The sequence below is a fragment of the Umezawaea sp. NPDC059074 genome, assembly GCF_042738955.1.
Classification (GTDB): Bacteria; Actinomycetota; Actinomycetes; order Mycobacteriales; family Pseudonocardiaceae; genus Umezawaea.
Genome location: NZ_JBHYHC010000148.1, coordinates 1 through 21,905, shown reverse-complemented (window position 1 = coordinate 21,905; position 21,905 = coordinate 1). Strand labels below are relative to the sequence as shown.

General features: G+C 71.7%; 18 protein-coding genes. 9 read left to right on the top strand and 9 right to left on the bottom strand.

All coding sequences use genetic code 11. The features are described 5' to 3' along the window. Positions 1–63: 63 nt before the first annotated feature. Both ACFWW9_RS39470 and ACFWW9_RS39465 read right to left on the bottom strand, forming a co-directional pair. Positions 64–813 carry a hypothetical protein gene (locus ACFWW9_RS39470; protein ID WP_390387712.1) on the bottom strand — a complete coding sequence of 250 codons (750 nt, stop codon included), beginning with the start codon at positions 811–813 and terminating at the stop codon, positions 64–66. 186 nt (positions 814–999) lie between these two features. Continuing rightward, on the bottom strand, positions 1,000–3,078 hold the full coding sequence (locus ACFWW9_RS39465) for a glycine/betaine/sarcosine/D-proline family reductase selenoprotein B (RefSeq protein WP_390387711.1): 2,079 nt from the start codon (positions 3,076–3,078) through the stop codon (positions 1,000–1,002). Positions 3,079–3,109: 31 nt separating this feature from the next. On the opposite strand from ACFWW9_RS39465, the gene ACFWW9_RS39460 reads away from it, so the two are divergent. Together ACFWW9_RS39460 and ACFWW9_RS39455 are read left to right on the top strand one after the other, a co-directional pair. Continuing rightward, on the top strand, positions 3,110–3,640 hold the full coding sequence (locus ACFWW9_RS39460) for a CGNR zinc finger domain-containing protein (protein ID WP_390387709.1): 531 nt from the start codon (positions 3,110–3,112) through the stop codon (positions 3,638–3,640). A gap of 46 nt (positions 3,641–3,686) precedes the next feature. Continuing rightward, positions 3,687–4,562 (top strand): PP2C family protein-serine/threonine phosphatase, encoded by an 876-nt coding sequence (locus ACFWW9_RS39455; protein WP_390387707.1) that lies wholly within the window; start codon positions 3,687–3,689, stop codon positions 4,560–4,562. A 16-nt stretch (positions 4,563–4,578) separates the two neighbouring features. On the opposite strand, the gene ACFWW9_RS39450 is transcribed toward ACFWW9_RS39455, so the two are convergent. Next, positions 4,579–5,814, bottom strand: a complete 1,236-nt coding sequence (locus ACFWW9_RS39450) for a GDSL-type esterase/lipase family protein (protein ID WP_390387705.1) — start codon at positions 5,812–5,814, stop codon at positions 4,579–4,581. 163 nt (positions 5,815–5,977) lie between these two features. On the opposite strand from ACFWW9_RS39450, the gene ACFWW9_RS39445 reads away from it, so the two are divergent. From ACFWW9_RS39445 to ACFWW9_RS39435, 3 genes are all read left to right on the top strand, one after another. After that, complete coding sequence (locus ACFWW9_RS39445) at positions 5,978–6,865, top strand: multiprotein-bridging factor 1 family protein (protein WP_390387703.1); 888 nt, start codon at positions 5,978–5,980, stop codon at positions 6,863–6,865. A gap of 146 nt (positions 6,866–7,011) precedes the next feature. Continuing rightward, positions 7,012–9,795 carry a GH92 family glycosyl hydrolase gene (locus ACFWW9_RS39440; protein ID WP_390387702.1) on the top strand — a complete coding sequence of 928 codons (2,784 nt, stop codon included), beginning with the start codon at positions 7,012–7,014 and terminating at the stop codon, positions 9,793–9,795. A 180-nt stretch (positions 9,796–9,975) separates the two neighbouring features. Then, positions 9,976–10,764 (top strand): alpha/beta fold hydrolase, encoded by a 789-nt coding sequence (locus ACFWW9_RS39435; protein WP_390387701.1) that lies wholly within the window; start codon positions 9,976–9,978, stop codon positions 10,762–10,764. Here the strand turns inward: ACFWW9_RS39435 and ACFWW9_RS39430 are convergent. Further along, complete coding sequence (locus tag ACFWW9_RS39430; RefSeq protein WP_390387699.1) at positions 10,761–13,874, bottom strand: ATP-binding protein; 3,114 nt, start codon at positions 13,872–13,874, stop codon at positions 10,761–10,763. The genes ACFWW9_RS39435 and ACFWW9_RS39430 overlap by 4 nt on opposite strands. After that, complete coding sequence (locus ACFWW9_RS39425) at positions 13,871–14,761, bottom strand: bile acid:sodium symporter family protein (protein ID WP_390387697.1); 891 nt, start codon at positions 14,759–14,761, stop codon at positions 13,871–13,873. The genes ACFWW9_RS39430 and ACFWW9_RS39425 overlap by 4 nt, the downstream gene beginning before the upstream one ends. Before the next feature lie 186 nt (positions 14,762–14,947). Here ACFWW9_RS39425 and ACFWW9_RS39420 point away from each other — a divergent pair, with 186 nt between their 5' ends. Next, positions 14,948–15,454, top strand: a complete 507-nt coding sequence (locus ACFWW9_RS39420; RefSeq protein WP_390387696.1) for a monooxygenase family protein — start codon at positions 14,948–14,950, stop codon at positions 15,452–15,454. Here ACFWW9_RS39420 and ACFWW9_RS39415 read toward each other — a convergent pair. After that, a complete protein-coding gene (locus tag ACFWW9_RS39415) occupies positions 15,442–16,059 on the bottom strand; it encodes a TMEM175 family protein (protein WP_390387694.1) in 618 nt (205 codons plus the stop codon). The genes ACFWW9_RS39420 and ACFWW9_RS39415 overlap by 13 nt on opposite strands. Before the next feature lie 7 nt (positions 16,060–16,066). Further along, positions 16,067–16,585 carry a DUF6790 family protein gene (locus ACFWW9_RS39410; protein ID WP_390387692.1) on the bottom strand — a complete coding sequence of 173 codons (519 nt, stop codon included), beginning with the start codon at positions 16,583–16,585 and terminating at the stop codon, positions 16,067–16,069. Between the two features lie 56 nt (positions 16,586–16,641). Between ACFWW9_RS39410 and ACFWW9_RS39405 the strand changes: the two genes are divergently transcribed. Further along, positions 16,642–17,061 (top strand): MarR family winged helix-turn-helix transcriptional regulator, encoded by a 420-nt coding sequence (locus ACFWW9_RS39405; RefSeq protein WP_390387691.1) that lies wholly within the window; start codon positions 16,642–16,644, stop codon positions 17,059–17,061. Positions 17,062–17,099: 38 nt separating this feature from the next. On the opposite strand, the gene ACFWW9_RS39400 is transcribed toward ACFWW9_RS39405, so the two are convergent. Then, positions 17,100–18,071, bottom strand: a complete 972-nt coding sequence (locus ACFWW9_RS39400) for an LCP family protein (RefSeq protein WP_390387690.1) — start codon at positions 18,069–18,071, stop codon at positions 17,100–17,102. Then, on the bottom strand, positions 18,068–18,571 hold the full coding sequence (locus tag ACFWW9_RS39395; RefSeq protein WP_390387688.1) for a SigE family RNA polymerase sigma factor: 504 nt from the start codon (positions 18,569–18,571) through the stop codon (positions 18,068–18,070). Before ACFWW9_RS39395 ends, ACFWW9_RS39400 begins: the two co-directional genes overlap by 4 nt. A 309-nt stretch (positions 18,572–18,880) precedes the next feature. On the opposite strand from ACFWW9_RS39395, the gene ACFWW9_RS39390 reads away from it, so the two are divergent. Together ACFWW9_RS39390 and ACFWW9_RS39385 are read left to right on the top strand one after the other, a co-directional pair. Next, complete coding sequence (locus ACFWW9_RS39390) at positions 18,881–19,177, top strand: WXG100 family type VII secretion target (RefSeq protein ID WP_390387687.1); 297 nt, start codon at positions 18,881–18,883, stop codon at positions 19,175–19,177. 85 nt (positions 19,178–19,262) lie between these two features. Further along, a partial coding sequence (locus tag ACFWW9_RS39385) for an FtsK/SpoIIIE domain-containing protein (protein ID WP_390387686.1) occupies positions 19,263–21,905 on the top strand: 2,643 nt, incomplete at its 3' end.

Genomic DNA, 21,905 nt, shown 5'->3' with positions numbered 1-21,905 from the left:
AGGCTCGGCTCCGGCTCCAGGGGCTTCGGCGTGATCACCCCGGCGTCGACCGGGTCGACTCGGTCAGCGGACCGGGGTGCCCGAGCCGAGGAGTTCGGTGTGCCAGCGTTCGAACAGGGTGACCAGGTGGGTTTCTCCGGTTCGGATGACCGGGCCGTCGAAGCCGCTGGTTCGGGAGGCGAGCCAGCCGAACCAGACCTCCTTGGTGCCGTCGTGCTGTTCGATGACGATGAAGTTCAGGAACGGCGACGGGTGGTGGCGCACCACCACGGCCTCGTAGACGCCGGGGGACCCCGCGATCTCCGCTTTCCGATCGCGGGCGAGGTCGGCGTGGTTCGGGCTGATCACCTCGCGGTAGGTCAGGCCCCTGGTGAGCGCCTCGCGGAGCGCCAGGTCCCACGGCGAGGAGACGCCGTGACGCGTGGCCACCTCCGAGTTCGCCGACGATATCCGCGTGTTCGCCACCATCCGTGCCGTCGCCACCACGGCGGCCAACGTCGTCATGGCCTCGTCGCCGGTCTGCCTCCTGATCACGCCGAACGTCGGCAGTCCCGCCGCCAGCCGCGTCGCCTCCGCTCTCAGCGTCCGCTCCACCTCGGCCTTGAACTCCTGCTGCTGGAAGTACAGCGCCACGAGGAAACCCAGGCACAGGAACATGATCGCCAGCCCGGTGCTCTGACCGGCGCGGAGATCGCGCGCCACCCCCAGCGCGTCCCACAGCGAGTCGAAGGAGGGCAACGCCATGCTCACCACGCTCAGCACGACCCCGACCGCGACCGACACCACCCCGCGCCGCGACCGTTTCCCGTCCACCACAGCACTCCCCGGTCCGATCGTCATCGACCGTGAGATCGCCGTGCCGCCCCACCTCGCTACACGCTGGGGACGGCCCGCTATTCGTGATCTCGATGCGTGGATCTCCGCGCGCAGGCCGTTCGGCTGTGGGAGTGACGGCTGGGACGCTGTCCGGCAGTCCTGACGGGCGGGACGTCCGTGCGGTCAGCTCCGGTACCGCTCCGGGAGGTGCTCGACCGCTCCGGCTTCGGTCGCGTGCACCAGCAGGTCCAGTGCCGCCGTGAGGATTCGTCGTTGCTGGGCGGTGTCGTGGGGTGCGCCGAGCGCCGCGCCCATCGGGGTGTCGGTCGCCGCGATCCGGGGTGCGCCGAGTTGGGCGGCCACGGCGGGGAGCGAGGCGATGATGACCGTGGGGATGCCCGCCTGTTCGACCAGGCGTTGCAGGACCACGGCGGAGCGGTGGCAGCTGCCGCACGCGCCGATCAGCACGACGGCGTCCACGCCGGACTCCTGGAGCCGCCGGACGAGTTCCGGGCCGGTGCGGTTCTTCACGAGGTCGATCTCCGTGCCACCGCCCTGCATGGCGAAGTGGGCCGGGCTCACGCCGCCGAGCACGCCGTCGTCGGCCAGTTCGCGGAGCCGGGCCAGGGGGAACAGGCAGTTGGGGTCGGTGTTGACGTCGCTGTTGTCGTAGCTGCCCGAGGCGAACGTGAGGTCGTCGTCGGTCGTCGTCGCGGGGATCTCGCGCAGGGTGTAGTCGGCGTACGGGCGGAACGGCTCGTCGCCGACGGTGTGCGCGCCCGCGGACGACACCAGCGCGACCACGGCCGTGGAAAGCGGCTGTCCCAGGGTGGCGAGCGGGGTCGGGGCGGTGGCGGAGACGGGGACCTCGCTGCGGATCCCCGCGGTCAGCGTCGGTCGACCGTTGTTGTCCGCGGCGGCCTCCTCGACGAGCTTTTGGTTGCCGTGCAGCACTTCCTGGTCCCACGAGAGGGGAGCGGGGAGGGTGTCCGTGCCGAACAGCAGCGTCTTCAGCATGGCGATCGCCCGGCGCGCGTCCTGGGCGTCGGCGGTGTTCTCGCCGAGCACGTCGGACTCCTGGCCTGCCGCGGCCTTGTTCGTCTCGACCAGCGCGTACAGGTACTCGTTGCCGGACACCAGACCGCGGGCGGCCGACCAGCAGACGCCGACGGTCGGGGTCCCGTACTTCGCGATCTCCTCGATCTCGGCGGCGAAGTCGATGTGGTTGTTGCCGAACCCCTCGGTGGCCACGACCACGCCGTCCACGCCCGCGGCGGCGACCATCGCGCCGACCCGCCGCGCGACGAAGCGCTTGTCCGCCTCCTGCGCGGGGCTGCCCACCACTATGACGCCGGTCAGCCGCAGGTCCGCGTCGTCGGCGAGAGCGGCGACGAGCGGGTCGCGGTAGTAGTGCAGGGTGGTCTCCTTGCTGGACGGGCCGACGCAGCACAGGGAGTGCAGCGCGCCGTCCCGCACCTCGTTCACCCGGAGCTGCTGCGGCAGGTTGCCGAGGTCGATCAGGGAGACCGCGCCGCGCACCCCGCCCGGCTCGGCGGGGAACACCAGGTTCTCGTGCATCGCGCCCTGGCCCATGACCAGCTTCACCAGCGCGACGCGGGGGCCTGATCCCGACGGCTCCTCGAGCGTGCGGCGGTCGGTGACGGCGGAGGGCGGGGCGTCGCGCAGGGCACGTCGCAGGTGGTCCGCGACGACGTCCGCGGCCCGGTGCGCCGCCGCGGGGCCCGGCCGTTCCATCCGGCGTCCAGCCTCGATCGTGACCGCGATCCGGATGATCCAGTCGCCGGGATCGGGCGTTCCGAGGGCGGCGTCCGCCATCCGCTCCGACAGCACCCCGGCCGAGTTGCCCGCCTCGCCGAGTTGCGTGCCGTCCGCGTCCACCCCGGTCACCACGAGCACCACGCCGGTGGCCAGCCGCGTCACGCCCTCACCGATGCCGCCCTCGGTCTTGACCGCCAGCGGCACCACGTCGAGGACCGTGTCGGTGCGCACGTCGCGTTCGCCGGGAGCGATGACGTCGACCACGACGTCGACCACGAGCGGGACGGCGATGTCCGTGTGCCGGGCGACGGTGAGCGTGCCGTCCCGCAACTCCGTCCGCTCGCCGAGCACCACCTCGTGAACCGGGACGAACTCCTGGACCAGTGCGGGCGGCGGCAGGACCTCGCAGTCGCAGTGCACCGGTAGCCGGACCGTGGCGGTCATCCGCGCCTCCGCGTCAGTAGTAAAATCGCCGATGGTCATGACGGTAGGAGTGCACGGCGTCAGGAGTCAAGTGAACATAGGTGCTTATGACGGTCGTGCCGTCCTCACGGCCGTCGACCTCGTCAACACCGACCAGCACGACGCCGACCTCGCGGCGGACCTGCTCAGGCACAACGGCTGGGTCGTGCCCACAACACCCTCGACGGCCGACCTCGCCTGCCTGCGCGCCCACCGCGACACCTTGCGCCGAGCCTTCGCCGGCACCGCCGAGAGCGAGGTGGTCCACCTCCTCAACCGGACGCTCGCCGACCTGCACGCCCAACCCCAGCTCACCGACCACGACGGCCACTGGCACTGGCACTACGCGCCACCGGGCGCGACCATCGCCGACCGGGTCGCCGCCACCACCTCCGCGGCCCTCCTGACCCTCATCGCCAACGGCGGCCACGACCGGATGCGCGCGTGCTCCGCGGAAGGCTGCACGAACGTCTTCGTGGACCTCTCCCGCAACGGCTCCCGCCGCTACTGCAGCTCGACCGCCTGCGGCAACCGCACCCACGCGGCCGCGTACCGCGCCCGCCAACGCGCCACCGGGTCCTGAGGAGTGCTTGCGGCTGCTCGGCCGGGCACTTCGTTAGGCTGACGGGATGGCTCTCGTGCTCAACTACGCCGCGCGCAGTGATCCCGGTCTGGTGCGTCAGAACAACGAGGACTCGCTGTACGCGGGCGCGCGGTTGGTGGCGGTCGCGGACGGCATGGGTGGGCACGCGGCTGGGGAGGTGGCCAGTCGGGTTGTGATCGGTGCGTTGGCGTCTCTGGACGACCACGGGTTGCGCGGGGATCCGGTGGAGCGGTTGCGGACCGCCGTCGAGTCCGGCAACGCCGCCATCACCGAGTTGACCGCGGCGAACCCCGCGTTGGGGTCCATGGGCACGACGTTGACCGCGCTGCTGTTCGGTGGCGAGTGGGTGGCGTCGTTGAACATCGGCGACTCGCGGACGTACCTGCTGCGCAACGGCGAACTGACGCAGGTGACCAAGGACGACAGCTTCGTGCAGTTCCTGGTGGACGCGGGCCACATCACGCCGGAGCAGGCCAAGACGCACCCGCGCCGGTCGATCGTGTTGCAGGTGCTCACGGGCGAGTCGAACGTCAAGCCGACGATGCACGTCCGGTTGGCGCAGGCGGGCGACCGGTTCCTGCTGTGCTCCGACGGGTTGTCCGACGTGGTCGAGTTCGACGCCATCGCGGAGGCCATGCGCGGCAACGACGTGGAGACGTGCGCCGACACGCTGATCGCGCTCGCGCTGGCCGGGGGAGGGCCGGACAACGTGACGGTCATCGTGGCCGACGTCGTGGACGACGGCACCGCGCCCCCACGACCCGTGTCGGCGGCGCCCACCGAGTTCGTCCACCCGGTGGGCTCGTCGCGCGAGAAGTCCCGCTTTCCGTTGTGGGCCAAGGTGTCGCTGCCGGTGCTGCTCCTGGGGGCGGCGGTCCTGGCCTGGGCGCTCTGGTGGTGACGTCGAGCGGACCGGGTCACCCCGCCGTGGTCCACCGCTGCGCGGCCGTGCCGTTGCAGTCGTAGATCTGGAGACGGGTCCCGTTCGCGCTCGCGCCTCCCGGCAGGTCGAGGCACCGGCCCGACTGCGGGTTCACCAGGCCTCCCCGCGCGTCGGGGACCCACCGCTGCGCGCCGGTTCCGTTGCAGGTCCACCAGTGCACCGCCGTGCGGTTGGCCGTGCCGCTGCTCTTGACGTCGAGGCAGCCGCCGAGCGCGCGCAGGGTGCCCTCCGGCGCGGCCGTCACCCGCGTCCACCGCTGGTTGGCCGAGTCGGCGCAGTCGGTCAACTCGATCGCGGTGCCCTCGACGGCCGCGGGCGCCACCACGCACTTGCCGGGGAATGCGGACCGGACGGGACCGGTCGAGGTGATCGCGAGGTCGTCCAGCGTGCTCTCGACCAGGTGAGCGGCCGCCCGCATCCCCGTGGCGTTGGGGTGGTAGCTGGACTTCCCCGAAGCCACGACGTACTTCTCGACCCACGGGTCGGCCGCGCAGGCGTCGTGGCCGTGGCTCGCGGAGGCCAGGTCGACCACGTGAGCCCCGGTCGCGGTCGCGGCGTCGCTCGTGGCGGCGGCCAGCCGGGAGGCGATGCCCAGCTCGTACGCCAGGTGTCCGCTGGTGAGCGGAACCCCGGTGCAGACGGCCGAATCGGGGAGGATGGTGAAGTAGTTGACCAGCAGGACGGTGGCCTGCGGAGCCCTTTCCCGGACGCGCTCGACCACTGCCCGCAACCGCCCCGGCAGCTCGCCGAAAGCCCGGTCGATCGCGGCGGTGTCCACCGTGCCGCACCCGGAACTCCCGCTGTCCTGGCAGGAGTAGGCGCCCAGGCTGCCCAGGTAGTTGACGTCGTTGCCGCCGATGGTGACGGTCACCAGCCGGGTGGTCGCGGTGACCAGGTCCGCCTGCGGCGGTTGACCGGCCTGCGACGTCGTGAGCACGTTGGCCGTGGTGGCGCCGCTGCAACTCGCGTCGACCAGCGCCGCGCCGAGGTCACGGGACAGCACGCTGGCGTAGTTGTTCGTCGACCGCGCGCACCCGGCCGGTGACGAGGGCTGGACCGAGGGGATGCCGGGACCGGCGGCGAAGGAGCTGCCGATCGCGACGTAGGCCAGGTCACCGCCCGCCGCGGCGCTCGCCGTGCTCGGCGGCAGCAGCGCCAGACCGAGCGTGGACAGGATGGTGGACAGGACCAGGCAGGGGTGTCGTCGCATCGTTCCTCCGGAACCGGGGCGGCCACGGGGAACTGTTCCGCGCGTGAACCGGCCGGGTCAACGATGACCGCTTTTTCTGTCCTGTCGACGAGCGCCGCCGCCCGCGCCCGCGGTTACGATCGGACCTGGTCATCAGGTGTCGAGAACGGTCTCAGGTGACGGCATGGGCGGAGCGGGCGACCCGGCGCGGGGGGCGTGGACCGGCGGCGGGCTGTTCCACGTGGCTCTCCGCGCGGCCATCCGGGAACGCGGTCTCACCCTCGAACGCCTGCGGTTCCACCTGGCGCAGCGGGGCGTCTCGGTCGGCCTGTCGAGCCTGAGCAACTGGCAGAACGGGCACAGCCGCCCGGAGACCCCGGCGTCCCTGAACGCCGTGCGCGAACTGGAACGCGTCCTCGGCGTCCGGCCGGAGTCGCTGGTGCGCCTCGCGACGAGGTCGCCCGCCGTGCGCTGCGCGGACATCGCGCCGGTCGCCGATCTGCTCGACGGCCTGCTGTCGTCGCACAACCAGGACGTGGAGGTGATCAGCGTCCAGCACCGGATCACGGTCGACGCCGAGCGGTGCGGCACGTCCCTGTGGTCGCAGCTCCTGGTCCGCGCCGTGCGCGACGGCGTGGACCGGTACGTGGTGCGGTACTACGGAAACCCGTCCTGCGTACCGGGTCTGGTGGTCGCGCGGGGGCTGGCCAATTGCCGTCCGGGCAGGTTCGTGCCGCACCCCAGCGCGCCGGGGCTGGTCTACGAGCTGGTGTTCGACCACGTGCTGCGGGCCGGGGAGACGTGGGTCTTCGAGAGCGAGCTGGTCGACCCCACCGCGGGGGTGTCGACCGAGTTCGCCTACGGGTTCCGCAACCCCACCCAGCAGTTCCTCGTGCAGGCGCGGTTCGACCCGCGCGCGGTGCCGGTGCGCTGCTACGCCTTCGCGCAGCAGGACCTGGAGGACGAGCAGCACACGACCGGTGAACTCCACCTCAACGCGCACCACGCGGTCCACCTGCTCGCCTCGTCCGTCGACTCCGGGGTGCTGGGCATCGGCTGGCAGTGGGCCTGAGGCCGCGCACTGTAACGCCGAGGGGCGGGCGGTCCAATGGGCGAAATTTCGGCACTGGTCGTGCCACCGCGGCGAGCCTAGACAGGGGGAGCCCCGTCCCTGCAGGTCGTGGAGGCACCATGCGTCGCCCTATGCTGAAGACAACGTTGTCAGCCCTCGGAGTCGGGGCCCTGCTGATCGCGGTGGTCGTGAGCCCGCCCGCGCGGGCCGCCGCGGCCGTCGCCGATCCCGCGGGCCTGGTGAACACCCTGATCGGGAGCAGCAACCACGGCGAGACGTTCCCCGGCGCGACCACCCCGTTCGGGATGGTGCAGTTCAGCCCGGAGAACACGCGCGGCGACCAGACCCGTGCCGCGGCGCCCGGCGGCTACCGCTACGACGCCACGCGCGTCAGGGGTTTCGCGCTGACGCACATGTCCGGCACCGGGTGCGCGGGCGGCTACGGCGACATCCCGTTCCTCCCGCACGCCGGCGCGGTGGACACCTCGCCCAGTTCCGACACCACGGACGCGAAGTACGCCAGCGACTTCGCCCACGCCGACGAGAGCGGAACCGCGGGCCAGTACCAGGTCGGACTGGCCTCCGGGATCGGCGCGGAACTCACCGCGACCGCCCGCACCGCCTCCGCGCGCTGGACCTACCCGGCGGGCAAGACCGCGTCGCTGCTCGTGCGGACGTCGAACTCGGAGGTGGGCAGCAGTGCCGCGCAGACCACGGTCGACGTCGCCAACCGCACCATCTCCGGCTCGGTGACCAGCGGCAACTTCTGCGGCTACATCAACGCGATCGGCAGGCGCAGCTACTACACCCTGCACTTCCACGCCGTGTTCGACCAGCCGTTCACCAGCACCGGCACGTGGCAGGACGGCACGCTGCGGCCCGGCACCACCAGCGCGTCCGGCGGCACCACCTACGGGACCAACGGGTACCCGGTCGCCGGACGGGGCTCGGGCGGTTACGTCACCTTCGCCGCCGGGCAGACGGTCACCATGCGGGTCGGCATCTCCTTCGTGAGCCAGGCCAACGCCCAGGCCAACCTGGCGGCCGAGAACCCCGCCGGAACGAGCTTCGACGCCGTTCGTCAGGCCGCCCGTGCCGCGTGGAACACCGAGCTCCAGCGCGTCGAGATCACCGGCGGCACCACCGCGCAGCAGACCACCTTCTACACCGCCCTCTACCACTCCCTGTTGCACCCCAACGTGTTCAGCGACACCAACGGCCAGTACACCGGCATGGACCAGGCCGTGCACACCGTGTCCGGCGGCCAACGGGCGCAGTACGCCAACTTCTCCGGCTGGGACGCCTACCGCAGCCAGTTGCAGCTGCTCACCCTGGTGCGGCCCGACGTCGGGAGCGACATCGCCCAGTCGTTGCTGAACCAGGCCAACCAGAACAACGGCGTGTGGGACCGGTGGACGCACGCCGCGGGCGGCACCCACGTGATGACCGGCGATCCCGCGCACGCGGCCGTGCCGAGCATCCACGCCTTCGGTGGCACGGCTTTCGACGCGCAGGGCGCACTGGCGTCGATGGTGCGCGCCGCAACAACGGTCACGAGCGCGGACCTCAGCCGTGACGGGTGGAACGTCATGGTGGTCGGCGAGCGGCCCTCGTTGGACAAATGGCTGTCCAAGCACTACATCCCGGCCAACGGCAACGCGTGGGGCGGGGCGGGGGAGACCCTGGAGGACTCCGTCGCCGACTTCGGCATCTCGCAGCTGGCCGCACGGCTGGGGCAGAACACGACCCGCGACGAGTTCCTCGCCCGTGCCCAGTACTGGAAGAACGTCTACAACCCGGCCAACGGCGGTTATGCCCAGGACCGCAACGACAACGGCACGTGGCCCTCGTTCGATCCGGCGAGCAGCAACGGGTTCGCCGAGGGCAGCGCGGCGCAGTACACGTGGATGGTGCCGCACAACGTGCGCGGGCTGCTCGACAAGATGGGCGGCAACGCCGCGGCGACCACCCGGCTGGACACGTTCTTCCACCGCACCGACGGGACGTGGGCGTTGACGGGAGCGGGCGGGCTCAAGGCGGAGATGAACAACGAGCCGTCCATTGGCGCGCCGTGGCTCTACGACTTCGCCGGCAGCCCGTACAAGACCCAGCAGACCGTGCGCCAGGTGGTGAACACCCTGTGGTCGGCGACGCCGGGCGGCATTCCGGGCCAGGACGACCTGGGGGCCATGTCGTCGTGGTACGTCTGGTCCGCGATGGGCCTGTACCCGCTGGCCCCCGGCCGCGCCGAACTGCTCGTCGCGAGCCCGTTGTTCCCGCGGATCGTCGTGCACCGCGCCAACGGCGTCACCCTGACCCTCGACGCCCCCAACGCCCCGGCGACCTACGTCCAGGGCCTCTCGGTCAACGGCGTCACCACGACCAAGCCGTGGCTCCCGGAATCCTTCGCCACCAACGGAGGCACCCTGTCGTTCACCCTCGGCACGACCCCCGACACGACGTGGGGCAGTGCCCCGGCCGACGCGCCCCCGTCGTTCGACATCGCCACACCGACGAACCTGGCGCTGGGCAGGCCGGCGACGGGATCGACGCCGTGCAACGGCAACGAGACCGCCGACAAGGCCGTGAACGGCAGCGCGTCGGGCGGCTCGTCGGACAAGTTCTGCTCCTCGGCGACGACGAAGTACCTCCAGGTGGACCTGGGCAGCAAGCTCGCACTGGGATCCGTGGTGGTCCGCCACGCGGGCGCGGGCGGCGAGTCCACGGCGTGGAACACGCGGGACTTCGACGTGCGGGTGTCCGACGACGGCGGGACGTGGACGACAGCGGCCCAGGTGCGGGGCAACACGGCGAACGTGACCACGCAAGCGGTGTCGGTGTCGGGGCGTTACGTGCGGATCGACGTGGTGACGGGGGAGCAGAGCGGCAACGCCGTGACGCGCCTGTACGAGGTGGAGGTGTACCAGTAGAACGGTGCGCCCACCTACCGCGAAGGGAAGGACAGGGGCGGGGCGGAACCGGCCAAGGTCGTGGTTCCGCCACGGTAGGTCGGCGCTGTGGACGGGGACGGAAGTGTGGGTTCAGTGGGTGTCAACTGGTCGGTTTCACACTGGGCGCGTTCACTGTCGAGAAACAGCTTGGGGCGCGTCATGACCACCTCTCGTCGAAGTCTGCTGGCCGGGTCCGCCGTGGTCGCGGCTGGTGTTGTTGTTGGAGCGCCGGTGGCGCAGGCCAGGCCTGAGGGCGGGGTGAAGCCCACGGTTGTGCTGGTGCACGGTGCGTTCGCCGACGCGTCCGGGTGGAACGCTGTCGCCGCTCGGTTGCTGCGGGCTGGGTATCCGGTCATCGCACCGGCGAACCCGTTGCGCGGTGTGGCGGCCGACGCCGGTTACCTGGCGAATGTCCTTGCCACGTTGGGAGGTCCGCTCGTCCTCGTCGCGCATTCCTACGGTGGCAACGTGATCACGAACGCCGCTGTCGGCAACGCGAACGTCAAGGCGTTGGTCTACGTGGCGGCGTTCGCGCCCGACCAGGGGGAGTCGTTGCAGGGCTTGCAGACGAAGTACCCCGGTAGCAAGGTCGACGAGACCGCGTTGGAGTTCCGGCCCAACGGGCAGAGCGTCGACGCCTACCTCCGGAAGGAGGTGTTCCGCGAGGTGTTCGCCGGTGACGTGCCCAGGGCGGCCGCCGCGCTGATGGCGGTCGGCCAGCGGTCGGTCGACGTGCGCGCGTTGGGGGAGCCGTCCGGTGTTCCGGCGTGGAAGACCATTCCCTCCTTCTACCTCGTCGCCCGTGACGACAACGTGTTCCCCGCCGCCGCGCAACGGTTTGTGGCACGGCGGGCCGGTGCGCACACGGTCGAGGTCGCCGCTTCGCACGTCGCGATGATCTCGCAGCCCAGTGCGGTGGTCGGCCTCGTCGAGCGCGCCGCGCGCTAGGGGAGCGTGGCCAGGAAGTCCCGTGCGCGCTGGGCGAAGAGGTGGGCCTCGTGGCGGGTGGACCAGGTGACGGCTTCCTCCACGGCGGCTCGCACGACGGTGGTGGGCTCGCCGCACGCGTGCAGCAGGCGGGCGCGGAGCAGGCGGACGAGGCCTTCGGCGTAGCGCTGGCCGTTGGCCTCCAACGCCTGGTCCGCCCGGTCGAGGGCGACGGCGGCCTCGTCGGTCCTGCCCGCGGCCAGCCACATGTCGGCGATCAGTCCACTGTGGAACGCGATGCCCCATCTCGGCGGGTCGACGAGGGTCGCGGTCAGGAGGCGTTCGGCCTCCGCCGCGGTCCCGGCCGGGTCGTCGCCGGTGAGTGCCTGGGCCCAGTACCAGTTCAGCCGGACGTAGTGCTCCTGCTGGACGGCGGCGCGGCCTGTGCCGACGGCGATCCACCGGTCGACCGTGCGGATCACCCAGGGCGCGTCACCGGCCGTGGCGGCGATGATGGTGGTGTAGTACGCCCAGGTCGCGACCGCGTACGGGTCCTCGGGGCCGTTCCACTCGTCGATCATGGTCCCGGCCCTGTCGACGTCGCCGTGCAACGCGGTCACGACGGCCCGCCAGCCGGGCCACTCGCCGGAGACGTCCCGCCGGATCGGGGTCTCGCTGTGCGAGGAGACGACGCCGTCGAGGACGGCGGGGTTGTTGCCCTCGAAGCACCGGTACGCCTCGCCGATGTTGCCGACGTCCCACTGGTGCAGGCCCCACGCCTGCCTGCCGTACACCCGCAGGACCGGGTCGGCGGACGCCTCGCCCTGGTCGTGCAGGCGGCGCACCAGGCGTTCGCGGTCCCACTCCAGGAAGGTGTACGCCCCGAACAGGCGGGCGAACAGGAGACCGGCGGCCTCCACGTCCCGACCGAGTCGGCGGGCCAGGAGTTCCGCCCGTTCCAGCAGGTCGAACGTGGTCCCGCCGTACCCGGCCTGCCTGCGCGGGGCGATGGCGAGCAGGGAGAGGGCGGAGAGCTCCAACTCCGGCAGCCCGGCCGTGCGGGCCATCTGGGCGGCGGCCTGGAGGTGCCGGTCGGCGGAGGCGAATGCGAGCTTGGTCGCCGCGCGACGGCCCGCGCGCTTCAACGCCTCCGCGGTCCGCACCAGGTCGGCGAGCGGACCGGCGGCTTGGAGGTGGTAGGCGAGGCGTTCGATGACGGACTCGTCGTCCGCGTGCCGTTCCTCGAGCGCGTCGGCGATGCGCAGGTGCAGCCGCATCGCCTGGCGCTGCGCCGTCGTCCCGGTGATCGACTCGCGGACCAGGTCGTGCGAGAAGCGCACCGCGAACGGGTCCGCCGCCGTCGGTTCGAGCAGACCGCGGGCCCGCAGCGGTTCGAGGTGGTCGAGGCAGTCGGCGACCTCGACGCCCGCGGCGTGGGCGAGCAGGCCGAGGTCGACGTCGCGGCCGATGAGCGCGGCGATCCGCAGCACGTCGCGGGCGTCGTCGTCCAGGTCGGCCAACCGGTCGCGGACGACGTCGCGCACGGTGGACGGCACGCCGCCCGCCGGGGCCGACGCGTCGCCGAGCAGCCGGGACAGCTCGCGGACGAAGAACGGGTTGCCCGACGTGCGGGCGTGGATGGTGCGGGCGACGTCCGCGCCGGGTTCGTCGCCGGTTTCGCGGCGGATCAGCTCGACCACCTCGGTCAGGCTGAGCGAGCCGAGCCGGACCCGGCGGTGACCCGGCAGGCGGCCCACGGCGGCCAGGACGCGGGACAGGTCGGAGCCGGGCACGGGGGCGCGGTCGCGCAGCGCGCCCATGACCGCCGTCCCCGCGGGCTGCCGGGCCGCCAGGTGCCCGAACAGCTGGAGCGACGCGGCGTCGGCCCAGTGGAGGTCGTCGACGACGAGCAGCACGGGCCGTTGCCGCGCGGCGTGGCCGACGACGGTGACGACCTCCTCGAACAGCCGGAACTGGGCCCGGCCGCCGGACGCCGGTTGCTCGCCGCGGTCGTCCCGCGCTTCGAGCAGACCGCCGAGTTCGCCGCCCAGCCACTTCTCCCGCACGGGCACGGGCAGGCTGTCGAGGATCGTGGTCAGCGCTTGCTCCCACGGCCACATCGACGGCGCGCCGTCACCCTCCAGGCAGGTGGTCCACACGACGAGCGCGCCGCGGTGGTGCGCGTCCGCGGCGACTTCCTGGAGGAGGCGGGTCTTGCCGACGCCCGGTTCGCCTTCGACGACCCCGAGCCCGGTGCGGCCCGCGAACGCCGCCTCCACGGCGTGCCGCAGCACGGCGAGTTCCTCGGTCCGCCCGACCAGACCGGCCGGACCCGGTGTCGGCGGGCCGACGTCCGTGCCCGCCTCGAACGCCGGGGTCTGCGTGAGCACCCGCAGGTAGGCGTCCTGCAACGCCGGGCCGGGGTCGATGCCGAGGTCGTCGGCCAGACGGTCCCGGAGCTCGCGGAACGTCGACAGCGCCTCGGCCTGCCGTCCGGTGGCTCCGAGCAGTGAGACGAGGGCCGCCTGGACGGATTCCCGGAACGGGGCCATCCTCGCCGCCAGCCGCACCGCCGGGAGCACCCGCTCCGGCCGCCGCAGCGACAGGGCCAGGTCGGCGGCGGCCTCGCAGGCGGCGTGGAACTCGTCGTCGAGGGCGGAGAAGACCGCCATCGCGGCCGTCCCGTGGGTGAACCCGTCGCCCGCGGGGCCCTGCCACAGGCCGAGCGCCTCGACGTAGTGGTCGAGCGCCTCCTCGGGGTGCCGCCGCGCCACGGCCTGCTCGGCGGCGTCGACGAGGTCCCGGAACGCGACCAGGTCCAGCACGTCGGGGCCCGCGGTGAACAGGTAGGCGTTGCCGCGCCGCTGGAGGTACGAGCCCGAGCCCCGCGCGGGGTTCAGGGGTTCGAGCAGCCGCCGCAGCGCGCCGACGTACTTGTGGATGATGTTGAGCGCGCTGGTGGGGACCTCGTCGCCCCACACCAGGTCGATCAGCTCGCTCGTCGTGACCGGGCGGCCGACGCGGGCCAGGAGCAGGGCCAGCAGGTACGCCTGCTGGCGTGGCCCGGCGTCGAGTTCGACGCCGTCGCGCCACACCCGGACCGCGCCGAGGACCACCAAGCGCGGGGTCACGGGAGGGCGGCGGGCGTGCGGGCGTCCACACCGGACCGCCGCGTGACCAGCCTGCCGAACCCGGCCGCCGTGAAGAACATCACGATGCCGTACACCGTGCCGGGGATCGCCATGCCCGCGTTGTTCAGCAGCGCCGGGCTCAGTGCGATCGTGATGGCGAACGCGGTGTTGTGGATGCCGATCTCGAACCCGGACGCGGTGGCCGCGCGGTGGTCGACGCCCGCGAGGCGCGGCACGCCGTAGCCGATCAGCAGGCTCACGAGGTTGAACGCCAGCACGGCGGGTCCTATCGCGACGAAGTAGTCGGCCAAGTCGTCGCGTGCCCCGTAGAGCACGGCGGCGATGGCCACGACCAGGACCACGACGGACAGCACCCGCACTGGCCGGGTGAGCCACCGCGCGAGTTCGGGCGCTCGGACGCGTACGAGCATCCCGGCCGCGACCGGCACGAGCACGATCGTGAAGACCTGCACCACCTTGCCGAACGGCAGACCGACCTCGGCGTCGTCGGACAGGAAGTACCCGGCGGACAGGTTCACCACGATCGGCATGGTCACCACGACCAGCACCGAGTTGATCGCGGTGAGCGTCACGTTCAGCGCGACGTGCCCGCCGAACAGGTGGCTGAACAGGTTCGCCGTCGGCCCGCCCGGCGACGCCGCGAGCAGCATCATCCCGACCGCCGCCTCCGGCGGCAGCCGGAACGCGAGCACCAGCGCGAAGCAGAGGACCGGCAGCAGCACGAGCTGGCACAGCAGCGAGACCACGACCGCCTTCGGGTGCCTGCCCACCAACCGGAAGTCGGCCGCCGTCAGGCCGAGGCCCAATCCGAACATGACGACGCCGAGGGCGAACGGCAGGCCGGCCAGGAGCCAGGGGGAGTCCATGGGCGACCATTCTCCGCCAACTCCGCCGCCGGTCAACACGCCCGTTTCCGGGTCAGTGGCCGTCCACTGGCTCACGATCGCCGTTCACTGTTCGTCCAGTGCGCGTTCGTACCTTGGGGTTCGCCGGGACCGAAGTCGGGTCGAACGAACGACCACGACCTCCCGATCCGCACCGAGGAGCGTTCGATGCCCACCCCCGTGAGTCGGCAGACCGTCGACCTGACCGCCTACCCGGACCTCATCGTCCTGTACCTGGGCATGAGGGTGAACCACCTGTACGGGATCCGGACCTTCTTCAGCTTCGGCCGGAAGATCGGCCAGTCCGTCGCCGACCAGCCCGACGGACTGCTGCTGCACGAACCCGTGTACTACTCGATCTTCCCGATGAACATGGGGATGCGGCAGTACTGGCGGGACCTCCCGTCGTTGCTCGACTTCGCCCGGTCCGAGCCGCACCGCCAGTGGTGGCTGGAGTTCCTGAAGAACTCCGGCGGCACCGGTTTCTGGCACGAGACGTACTCGGTCAAGGGCGGGATGGAAGCCGTCTACGACGACGTGCCCAAGCCGCTGGGGTTCGGGCGCTTCGCCGGGCTCCAGCGCGCCCGTGGCCCGATGTTCGGCTCGGCGTCCCGCCTCGGCCGCTCCGACGCGGGCCGCGCGGTGCTGAGCGAGAAGGACCTCTACGACTCCTGAGGTCGGTGAGCCCGCCGGGCGGCGGCGAGCACGAGCGGTGCCGCGAGCCAGCACAGGTACGCGCCGGTGCCGGTGGTCAGGAACGAGACGGGGATGGACAGGGCGAAAACAGCGGCCAGGCAGATGCTGCGCACCTGGCTCTGGGCGAACTCCGGGGGTGCGAGGGCCGTGCGGTGCAGGTGTTCGCGGCGGATCTCGCGGACGATGAGCGCGAACGACGTGGACGCGAGGACCTGCACGAGCGCGTAGAAGCCGAACCGCGGTGGGAAGGCGCTGTCGGCGGTGAGCACGCGGGTGGCGAAGGGCATGAGGACCTGCATGAACAGCCACACCAGGGTGAGGCTGGTCAGGCGGGGGCTCAGCGAGTCGACGTGGCGGAAGATCTCGTGGTGGGCGCGCCAGTGGGCGGCGATGACCGTGAAGCTGAGCGCGAAGGCCAGGTACTCGGTGCCGTGGGTCAGCGCCGAGCTCAGCACGGCGTCGGTGGTGTCGCCGGTGGGGACGGGGAGTTCCAGTGCCAGCAGGGTGAGGGCGATCGCGATCACCGCGTCGACGAACGTGGTGAGCCGGTCGGCGGCGACCGCTCGTGCTTGGTCGGTTTCCATGGCGGGCTCAGGCCGCGACGGGCTGGGGCGCGGCGGCGGCCAGGCGCTGGGACCGCACGGCGAGGACGATCATGACTGCGGGGATCAGCAGGTCGTTGACGAGGACGCCGCCGGTGTTGCCGGGGGCGTGGTCGCCGTTCGCGAACCACTGGTAGACGTGGCCGACGAGCGCTCCCCACAGGAACATGCCCGCGCCGAGGCCGATCGTGATGCGCTCGCGGGCCGACGCCGAGGCGGCGCGGAAGCCCATGACGGCCAGTCCGAGGTTGGCGAAGGCGATCTCGAAGAGGAACGGCGTCCGGGGGAAGCCGATGGCGGTGGCCATCACGTCCGGGAAGGCCAGGAACGCGACCGTCATCCACAGGCTGCCGATGCCGAAGGCGCCGATGGCCCACCAGCGCTGCCAGATCTCCAGCCGCTCCTGGGCGGAAGTGGCGCGGCGGCCCCGCAGGTAGGCGCCGAGGGCCGGGACCAGGATCCAGACCAGGGGAAACGCTGATTGGGCGAGGTAAGCGAAGGAGTTCATGGGTTGAGTCTTGCATGGTTAACATTAACCAGTCAACACTCTGTTAGGCTGGAGATGTGGACGACGGACTCGCAGACCTGCTGCACCGCGTGGTCATGCTGCTGGGCGAAGCGGCCCGGCGGCGCACCGACGACCGGGACGGCCTGACCTACAGCCAGATACGGCTGCTCGGCACGCTGGAGGACATCGAACCGACGACGCAGCACCGCTTGGCGCAAGCGCTGTCGGTGTCGGACCCGGCGATCAGCCGCGCCCTGCGCCCCTTGGAGGAGGACGGCCTGGTGCAGGTCGTCGTCGACCCCGACCACGCACGCCGCCGCCTGGTCACGCTCACGGACGCCGGCCGAAAAGCCTTCCACACCACCGGGAAACCGCTCTACGACGAGTTCCGCGCCGGACTCGTCGCCGCCGGGTTCCCCTACGAGCGCTACCTCGCGGACACCCTCCGACTGGCCGAGATCCTCGAATCCGACTGATGCCTCGGGGCGGTCGTGACCACCCCGAGGCTCCTCGGCTAGTTCGCGCAGTCGGCCGGTGGTGGGCCGGATGGGGGTGGGGTGTCGGACAGGAAGCCGGAGACGAACGTGCGGACCTCGGTCGGGTCGACGGCGAGCGCCATGCCGGACGGGGTCTCGGTCTGCTCGCCGTGGGGGATCGTGAGGGTGTGGACGGCCGCGTTCGGGACCAGGTCGGACACGAACGCGAGCAGGTTCCAGGTCGGGTCGGTGTGGACGCCGGACTTGACCGCGTCGAGCACGGCGGTGACCTTGGCCTGGTCGTGCAGGACGGCGGGGTCGAGGACCTTGGTCGCCAGCGAGCGCAGGAACGCCTGCTGGCGGAGGACGCGGTCCAGGTCGCCGTTGGTCAGGCCGTGGCGTTGGCGGAGGAACGCCAGCGCCTGGTCGCCGGAGAGGGTCGACCTGCCCGCGGGCAGGTCCACGCCGGAGAACTCGTCCTTCGCCGGGGCCGTGAGGCAGACGTCCACGCCGCCCACGGCCGTGCTGACCGCGGCCACGGCGGCCATGTCGACGGTCGCGTAGTGGTCCACGCGCTGGCCCGTGACGGCCTCGACCGCGCGCACGAGGTCCTCCGGTCCGCCCGCGGTGCTGAGCTTGGCCATGCCGCGGCCGGGCACGTCCACCCACGAGTCGCGGGGGAGCGAGACCGCGTTGATCGTGCCGTTCACGCCGACGCGGGCGAGCACCACGGAGTCGGCGAAGCCCTGGTCGTCCACGCCCGCCACCAGGACGGTGCGGGGTTCGGCGGGCGTGGCCGCTTCCAGTGGCGCGGTGCGGGGTGCGGAGGGCGTGGTCAGGACCACGGCCGCGACCACGGCGGCGACCGTCGCGCCGACGACCGCGAGCAGGGCCAGCGGACGGCGGCCGGACCGCTTGCCGTGCAGCGCGGCCAGCACCGTCCGGGAGTCGACCGCCTCGGCGGCCTCGGCGGCGACGGCCTCGCGGATGAGGGCTTCCTGCTCGGTCATCGCAGCACCTCCGACGGGCTGGTCTCGTTGACGCGCAACGTGTGCAGGGCTCGCGAGAGGTGGCTGCGCACGGTTCCCTCCGAGCAGCCGAGCACCTGGCCGATCTCGGCGGTGGTGGCGTCCTCGTAGTAGCGCAGGACGATCGCGGCCCGCTGCTTGCGCGGGAGGACGGCGATCCGGGCGCGCATGGCGTCCCGTTCGGCGTGCCGCTCGGCGGGGTCGGCCACGGTGGGGGAGAGCTGTTCGAGCGCGGCGTGCGTCGAGGTGACGTCACGGCGGGCGCGCAGGCGGCGCCACGACAGGTAGTCGTTGGTCACCATCCTGCGCACGTAGAGGTACGGCGCGTCCATGGCGCCGATCCGGCCCCACCGGGACCGGGCGCGCACGAGCACGTCCTGCACGATGTCCTGCGCGAGGTGCTTGTCGCAGGTGATGGCCGTGGCGTAGCGCAAGAGCCGATCGAGACGATCGGCGACGAACTGGTCGTAGCCGTCCCGCACGTCTTCCCCTTCTGTCGAGGTGGTCGCGTTTGCGGTCGGGAAACCCCTCGACCGGGCTCGACCGTTGAACCGTCTCAAGGTGACGTGCGTCACATCTGTCGCCGAGGCGTCTCGCCCCTCACCCTCTCAGCCGCGGCGGCCCTCTGCCGCGGAGGGTGATCGCCGACCCGCGATCGAGCGGGGTCCACTTGAGACGTCCACGGTGGAGTGACCCAGGACACGCTCGATCCCCGTGAACCGTTTCCGGCGCGGGCTCGTGTCTCCACTGCAACGGAACAGGCTCACGAAAATCCTTGAGGGAGAACCACAATGGCCACTTACCACGTCGTCAGCGAGGACATCCAGGAGTCCGCCGGTTGGCTGAAGCAGAACATGCAGACGCTGCTGGACGGCATGACGCAGGCCAAGAGCAAGATCGACGCGCTGATCCAGGGCGGCTACAACACGCCGCAGGCGCAGGCGAAGTTCGGTCCGTACTTCGAGGAGTACAAGACGAGCGTCGACCAGACGTTGCAGGGCATGGAAGGCATCAGCCAGTACCTGGAGCAGGTCGGCACCGCCTTCGAGGACACCGACTCCCAGACCGCCAACGCCCTCCAGCGTTGAGGTAGGTCACTAAGGGCCACGTGGCGAGTTCTGGCCACGTGGCCCTTGTCGTTCCCGTCAACCCGCCCCGCCCGAGGGATTCGCCATGCGCTTCGTTCTGACCACGGTGGACACCGCGGCCACCGTCACCGACCACGTGCTCGACGCCGAACCGGACAGCACGGTCGGCGAGCTGTCCCACGTGCTCGCCCGCGGTGGCAGGAGGCCGGTGCTCTACGTCGCCGGCGCACCGCTGGACCCGCAGCTCACCCTGCGCGACTCGCCGGTGCGGCAGGGGTCCGTGGTCGGCCTGGACCGACCGGTCGCCGCCGTCGGCGTCGAGGAGCGCGGCCTGGTGGAGGTGCGGGTGGTCAGCGGGCCCGGCGCGGGCGCCGTGCACCGGCTCGACATCGGCGAGCACCTGATCGGGACGGCGAACGCCTGCCGCGTGCGCATCGCCGGTGAACCGGCCGATCCACCGGTGAGCGCGCGCCTGAGGCTGTTCCCGGACGGTCGGTGCGAGCTCGTCCCGGTCTCCAAGCAGCGGATCCTGCTCGAACGCGACGAGGTCACCGGGCCGACGCCGTGGCCGTTCACCGCCCAGCTGGCCATCGGCCGGGTGCTGCTGTCGGTGTCGCGACCGGTGCCGCCGGACGCCGCGCTGCAACCCTCCGAGGACGGCACGGGGCTCGACTACAACCGGCCGCCACGCCTGCTGCCACCGCCGCGCGTCACGCAGTTCCAGTTGCCGGGCAAGCCGAAGCCACCGGAACGCCGGGCGCTGCCGCTGATCGCCGCCGCGTCACCGGTGGTGATGTCCGGCGCGATGTTCGTGTTCACCGGCAACCCGTTGACGCTGCTGTTCGCGCTGCTGTCGCCGTTGATCATCATCGGCAACCAGATCAGCAACAAGCGCCAGGGCCAGGTCTCCTACCGCGAGCAGCTCGCCGCGTACGAGTCCAAGAAGGAGCGGATCGACGCCGCCGCGCGTGAAGCGCTGGTGCTGGAGCGCACCGCGCGCCGGTACAACTTCCCCGATCCCGCCGACGTGCTGCTGACCGCGACCGGCCCGCGCCGCAGGCTGTGGGAACGGCGCCGGTCGGACCCGGACTACCTGGAACTCCGCGCGGGGACCGCGGACCTGCCCTCCGAGGTCGTGCTGCGCGACCCCGAGCAGGACGAGCACAAGCGCGAGGTCCGCTGGGACGCGTTCGACGTCCCGGTGACGATTCCCCTGCGGGAGCACGGGGTTCTCGGTGTCGCCGGTGGGCAGGTCGCCTACGTGGTGGCGCGGTGGCTGGTGGCGCAGGCCGCCGCGCTGCACAGCCCGGAGGACCTCCAGCTCTACCTGCTGACCGGGCCGCAGGGCGAGGCGCAGTGGGCGTGGACCCGTTGGCTGCCGCACCTGGCGCCGCGCGTCGGCGAGGACACCATGGCCACCGTCGGCACGAACGCGACGACGGTCGCCCGCCGCATCGCCGAGCTGAGCCAGCTCATCTCGTCCCGCGCGGGGGCGAAGTCCGCGCAACGCGACGTTCTTGTCGTGCTCGACGGGTCGCGCAGGCTGCGGTCGCTGCCGGGCATTCCGCAGATCCTGCGGGACGGCCCGGCCGTCGGCGTGTACGCGATCTGCGTCGACAGCGAGGAGAGGCTGCTGCCGGAAGAGTGCCAGGCGGTCGTGGTCGAACAGCCGGACGGGCGGGTTCGCGTCGGTCGCAACAGGTTCGCGCCCGTGCCGGACGTGCGGCCGGACCTCGTGCCGTACGAGTGGTGCCGGACGGTGTCCCGAGCACTGGCGCCGGTGCGCGATGTCGGCGGCAAGGAGGACGCGGGCGCGCTGCCGAACTCGAGCCGCCTGCTCGACGTGCTGTCGCTCGAACCCCCGACCGCGGACGGGGTCGCCGCGCGCTGGACGAGCGGTGGCCGCACGACCACCGCGGTGCTGGGCGAGTCGCTGGACGGCGCGTTCGCGCTCGACCTCAAGCGGGACGGGCCGCACGCGCTGGTCGCGGGCACCACCGGTTCCGGCAAGTCCGAGTTGCTGCAAACGCTGGTGGCCTCGCTCGCGGTCGCGAACCGGCCGGACGCCATGACGTTCGTGCTCGTCGACTACAAAGGCGGCAGCGCGTTCAAGGACTGCGTGTCCCTGCCGCACACCGTCGGCATGGTGACCGACCTCGACACGCACCTCGTGAGCCGGGCGCTGACCTCGTTGTCCGCTGAGCTGAAGCGGCGCGAGCACATCCTGGCCGACGCGGGCGCGAAGGACATCGACGACTACGTGCTGCTGCTCGACCGCGATCCGGCGCTGCCGCAGATGCCGCGGCTGCTGATCGTGATCGACGAGTTCGCCTCGATGGTCCGCGACCTGCCCGACTTCGTGACGGGCCTGGTCAACATCGCGCAGCGCGGCCGGTCGCTCGGCATCCACCTCGTGCTCGCCACGCAGCGGCCGGGCGGTGTCGTCTCGCCGGAGATCCGCGCCAACACGAACCTGCGGATCGCCTTGCGCGTCACGGACTCCAGCGAGAGCCAGGACGTGCTGAACGGACCGGACGCCGCGTCGATCTCCAAGTCGACGCCCGGCCGCGCGTACGTCCGGTTGGGACAGTCGTCGCTGGTGCCGTTCCAGGCAGGCCGAGTCGGCGGTTTCCGGCCCGGCGCCCGCACGACGCAGCGGGCGCTGCCGTGGCTCTACCCGCTCAGCTGGCCCGACCTCGCGCTGTCCACGCCCACCAAGCCGCGGACG

Excerpts from the sequence above, each read along its gene's own strand:
- ACFWW9_RS39465 (WP_390387711.1), bottom strand. The coding sequence starts at position 3,078 with ATGACCATCGGCGATTTTACTACTGACGCGGAGGCGCGGATGACCGCC.
- ACFWW9_RS39455 (WP_390387707.1), top strand. The coding sequence starts at position 3,687 with ATGGCTCTCGTGCTCAACTACGCCGCGCGCAGTGATCCCGGTCTGGTG.
- ACFWW9_RS39450 (WP_390387705.1), bottom strand. The coding sequence starts at position 5,814 with ATGCGACGACACCCCTGCCTGGTCCTGTCCACCATCCTGTCCACGCTC.
- ACFWW9_RS39445 (WP_390387703.1), top strand. The coding sequence starts at position 5,978 with ATGGGCGGAGCGGGCGACCCGGCGCGGGGGGCGTGGACCGGCGGCGGG.
- ACFWW9_RS39435 (WP_390387701.1), top strand. The coding sequence starts at position 9,976 with ATGACCACCTCTCGTCGAAGTCTGCTGGCCGGGTCCGCCGTGGTCGCG.
- ACFWW9_RS39425 (WP_390387697.1), bottom strand. The coding sequence starts at position 14,761 with ATGGACTCCCCCTGGCTCCTGGCCGGCCTGCCGTTCGCCCTCGGCGTC.
- ACFWW9_RS39420 (WP_390387696.1), top strand. The coding sequence starts at position 14,948 with ATGCCCACCCCCGTGAGTCGGCAGACCGTCGACCTGACCGCCTACCCG.
- ACFWW9_RS39415 (WP_390387694.1), bottom strand. The coding sequence starts at position 16,059 with ATGGAAACCGACCAAGCACGAGCGGTCGCCGCCGACCGGCTCACCACG.
- ACFWW9_RS39410 (WP_390387692.1), bottom strand. The coding sequence starts at position 16,585 with ATGAACTCCTTCGCTTACCTCGCCCAATCAGCGTTTCCCCTGGTCTGG.
- ACFWW9_RS39400 (WP_390387690.1), bottom strand. The coding sequence starts at position 18,071 with ATGACCGAGCAGGAAGCCCTCATCCGCGAGGCCGTCGCCGCCGAGGCC.
- ACFWW9_RS39390 (WP_390387687.1), top strand. The coding sequence starts at position 18,881 with ATGGCCACTTACCACGTCGTCAGCGAGGACATCCAGGAGTCCGCCGGT.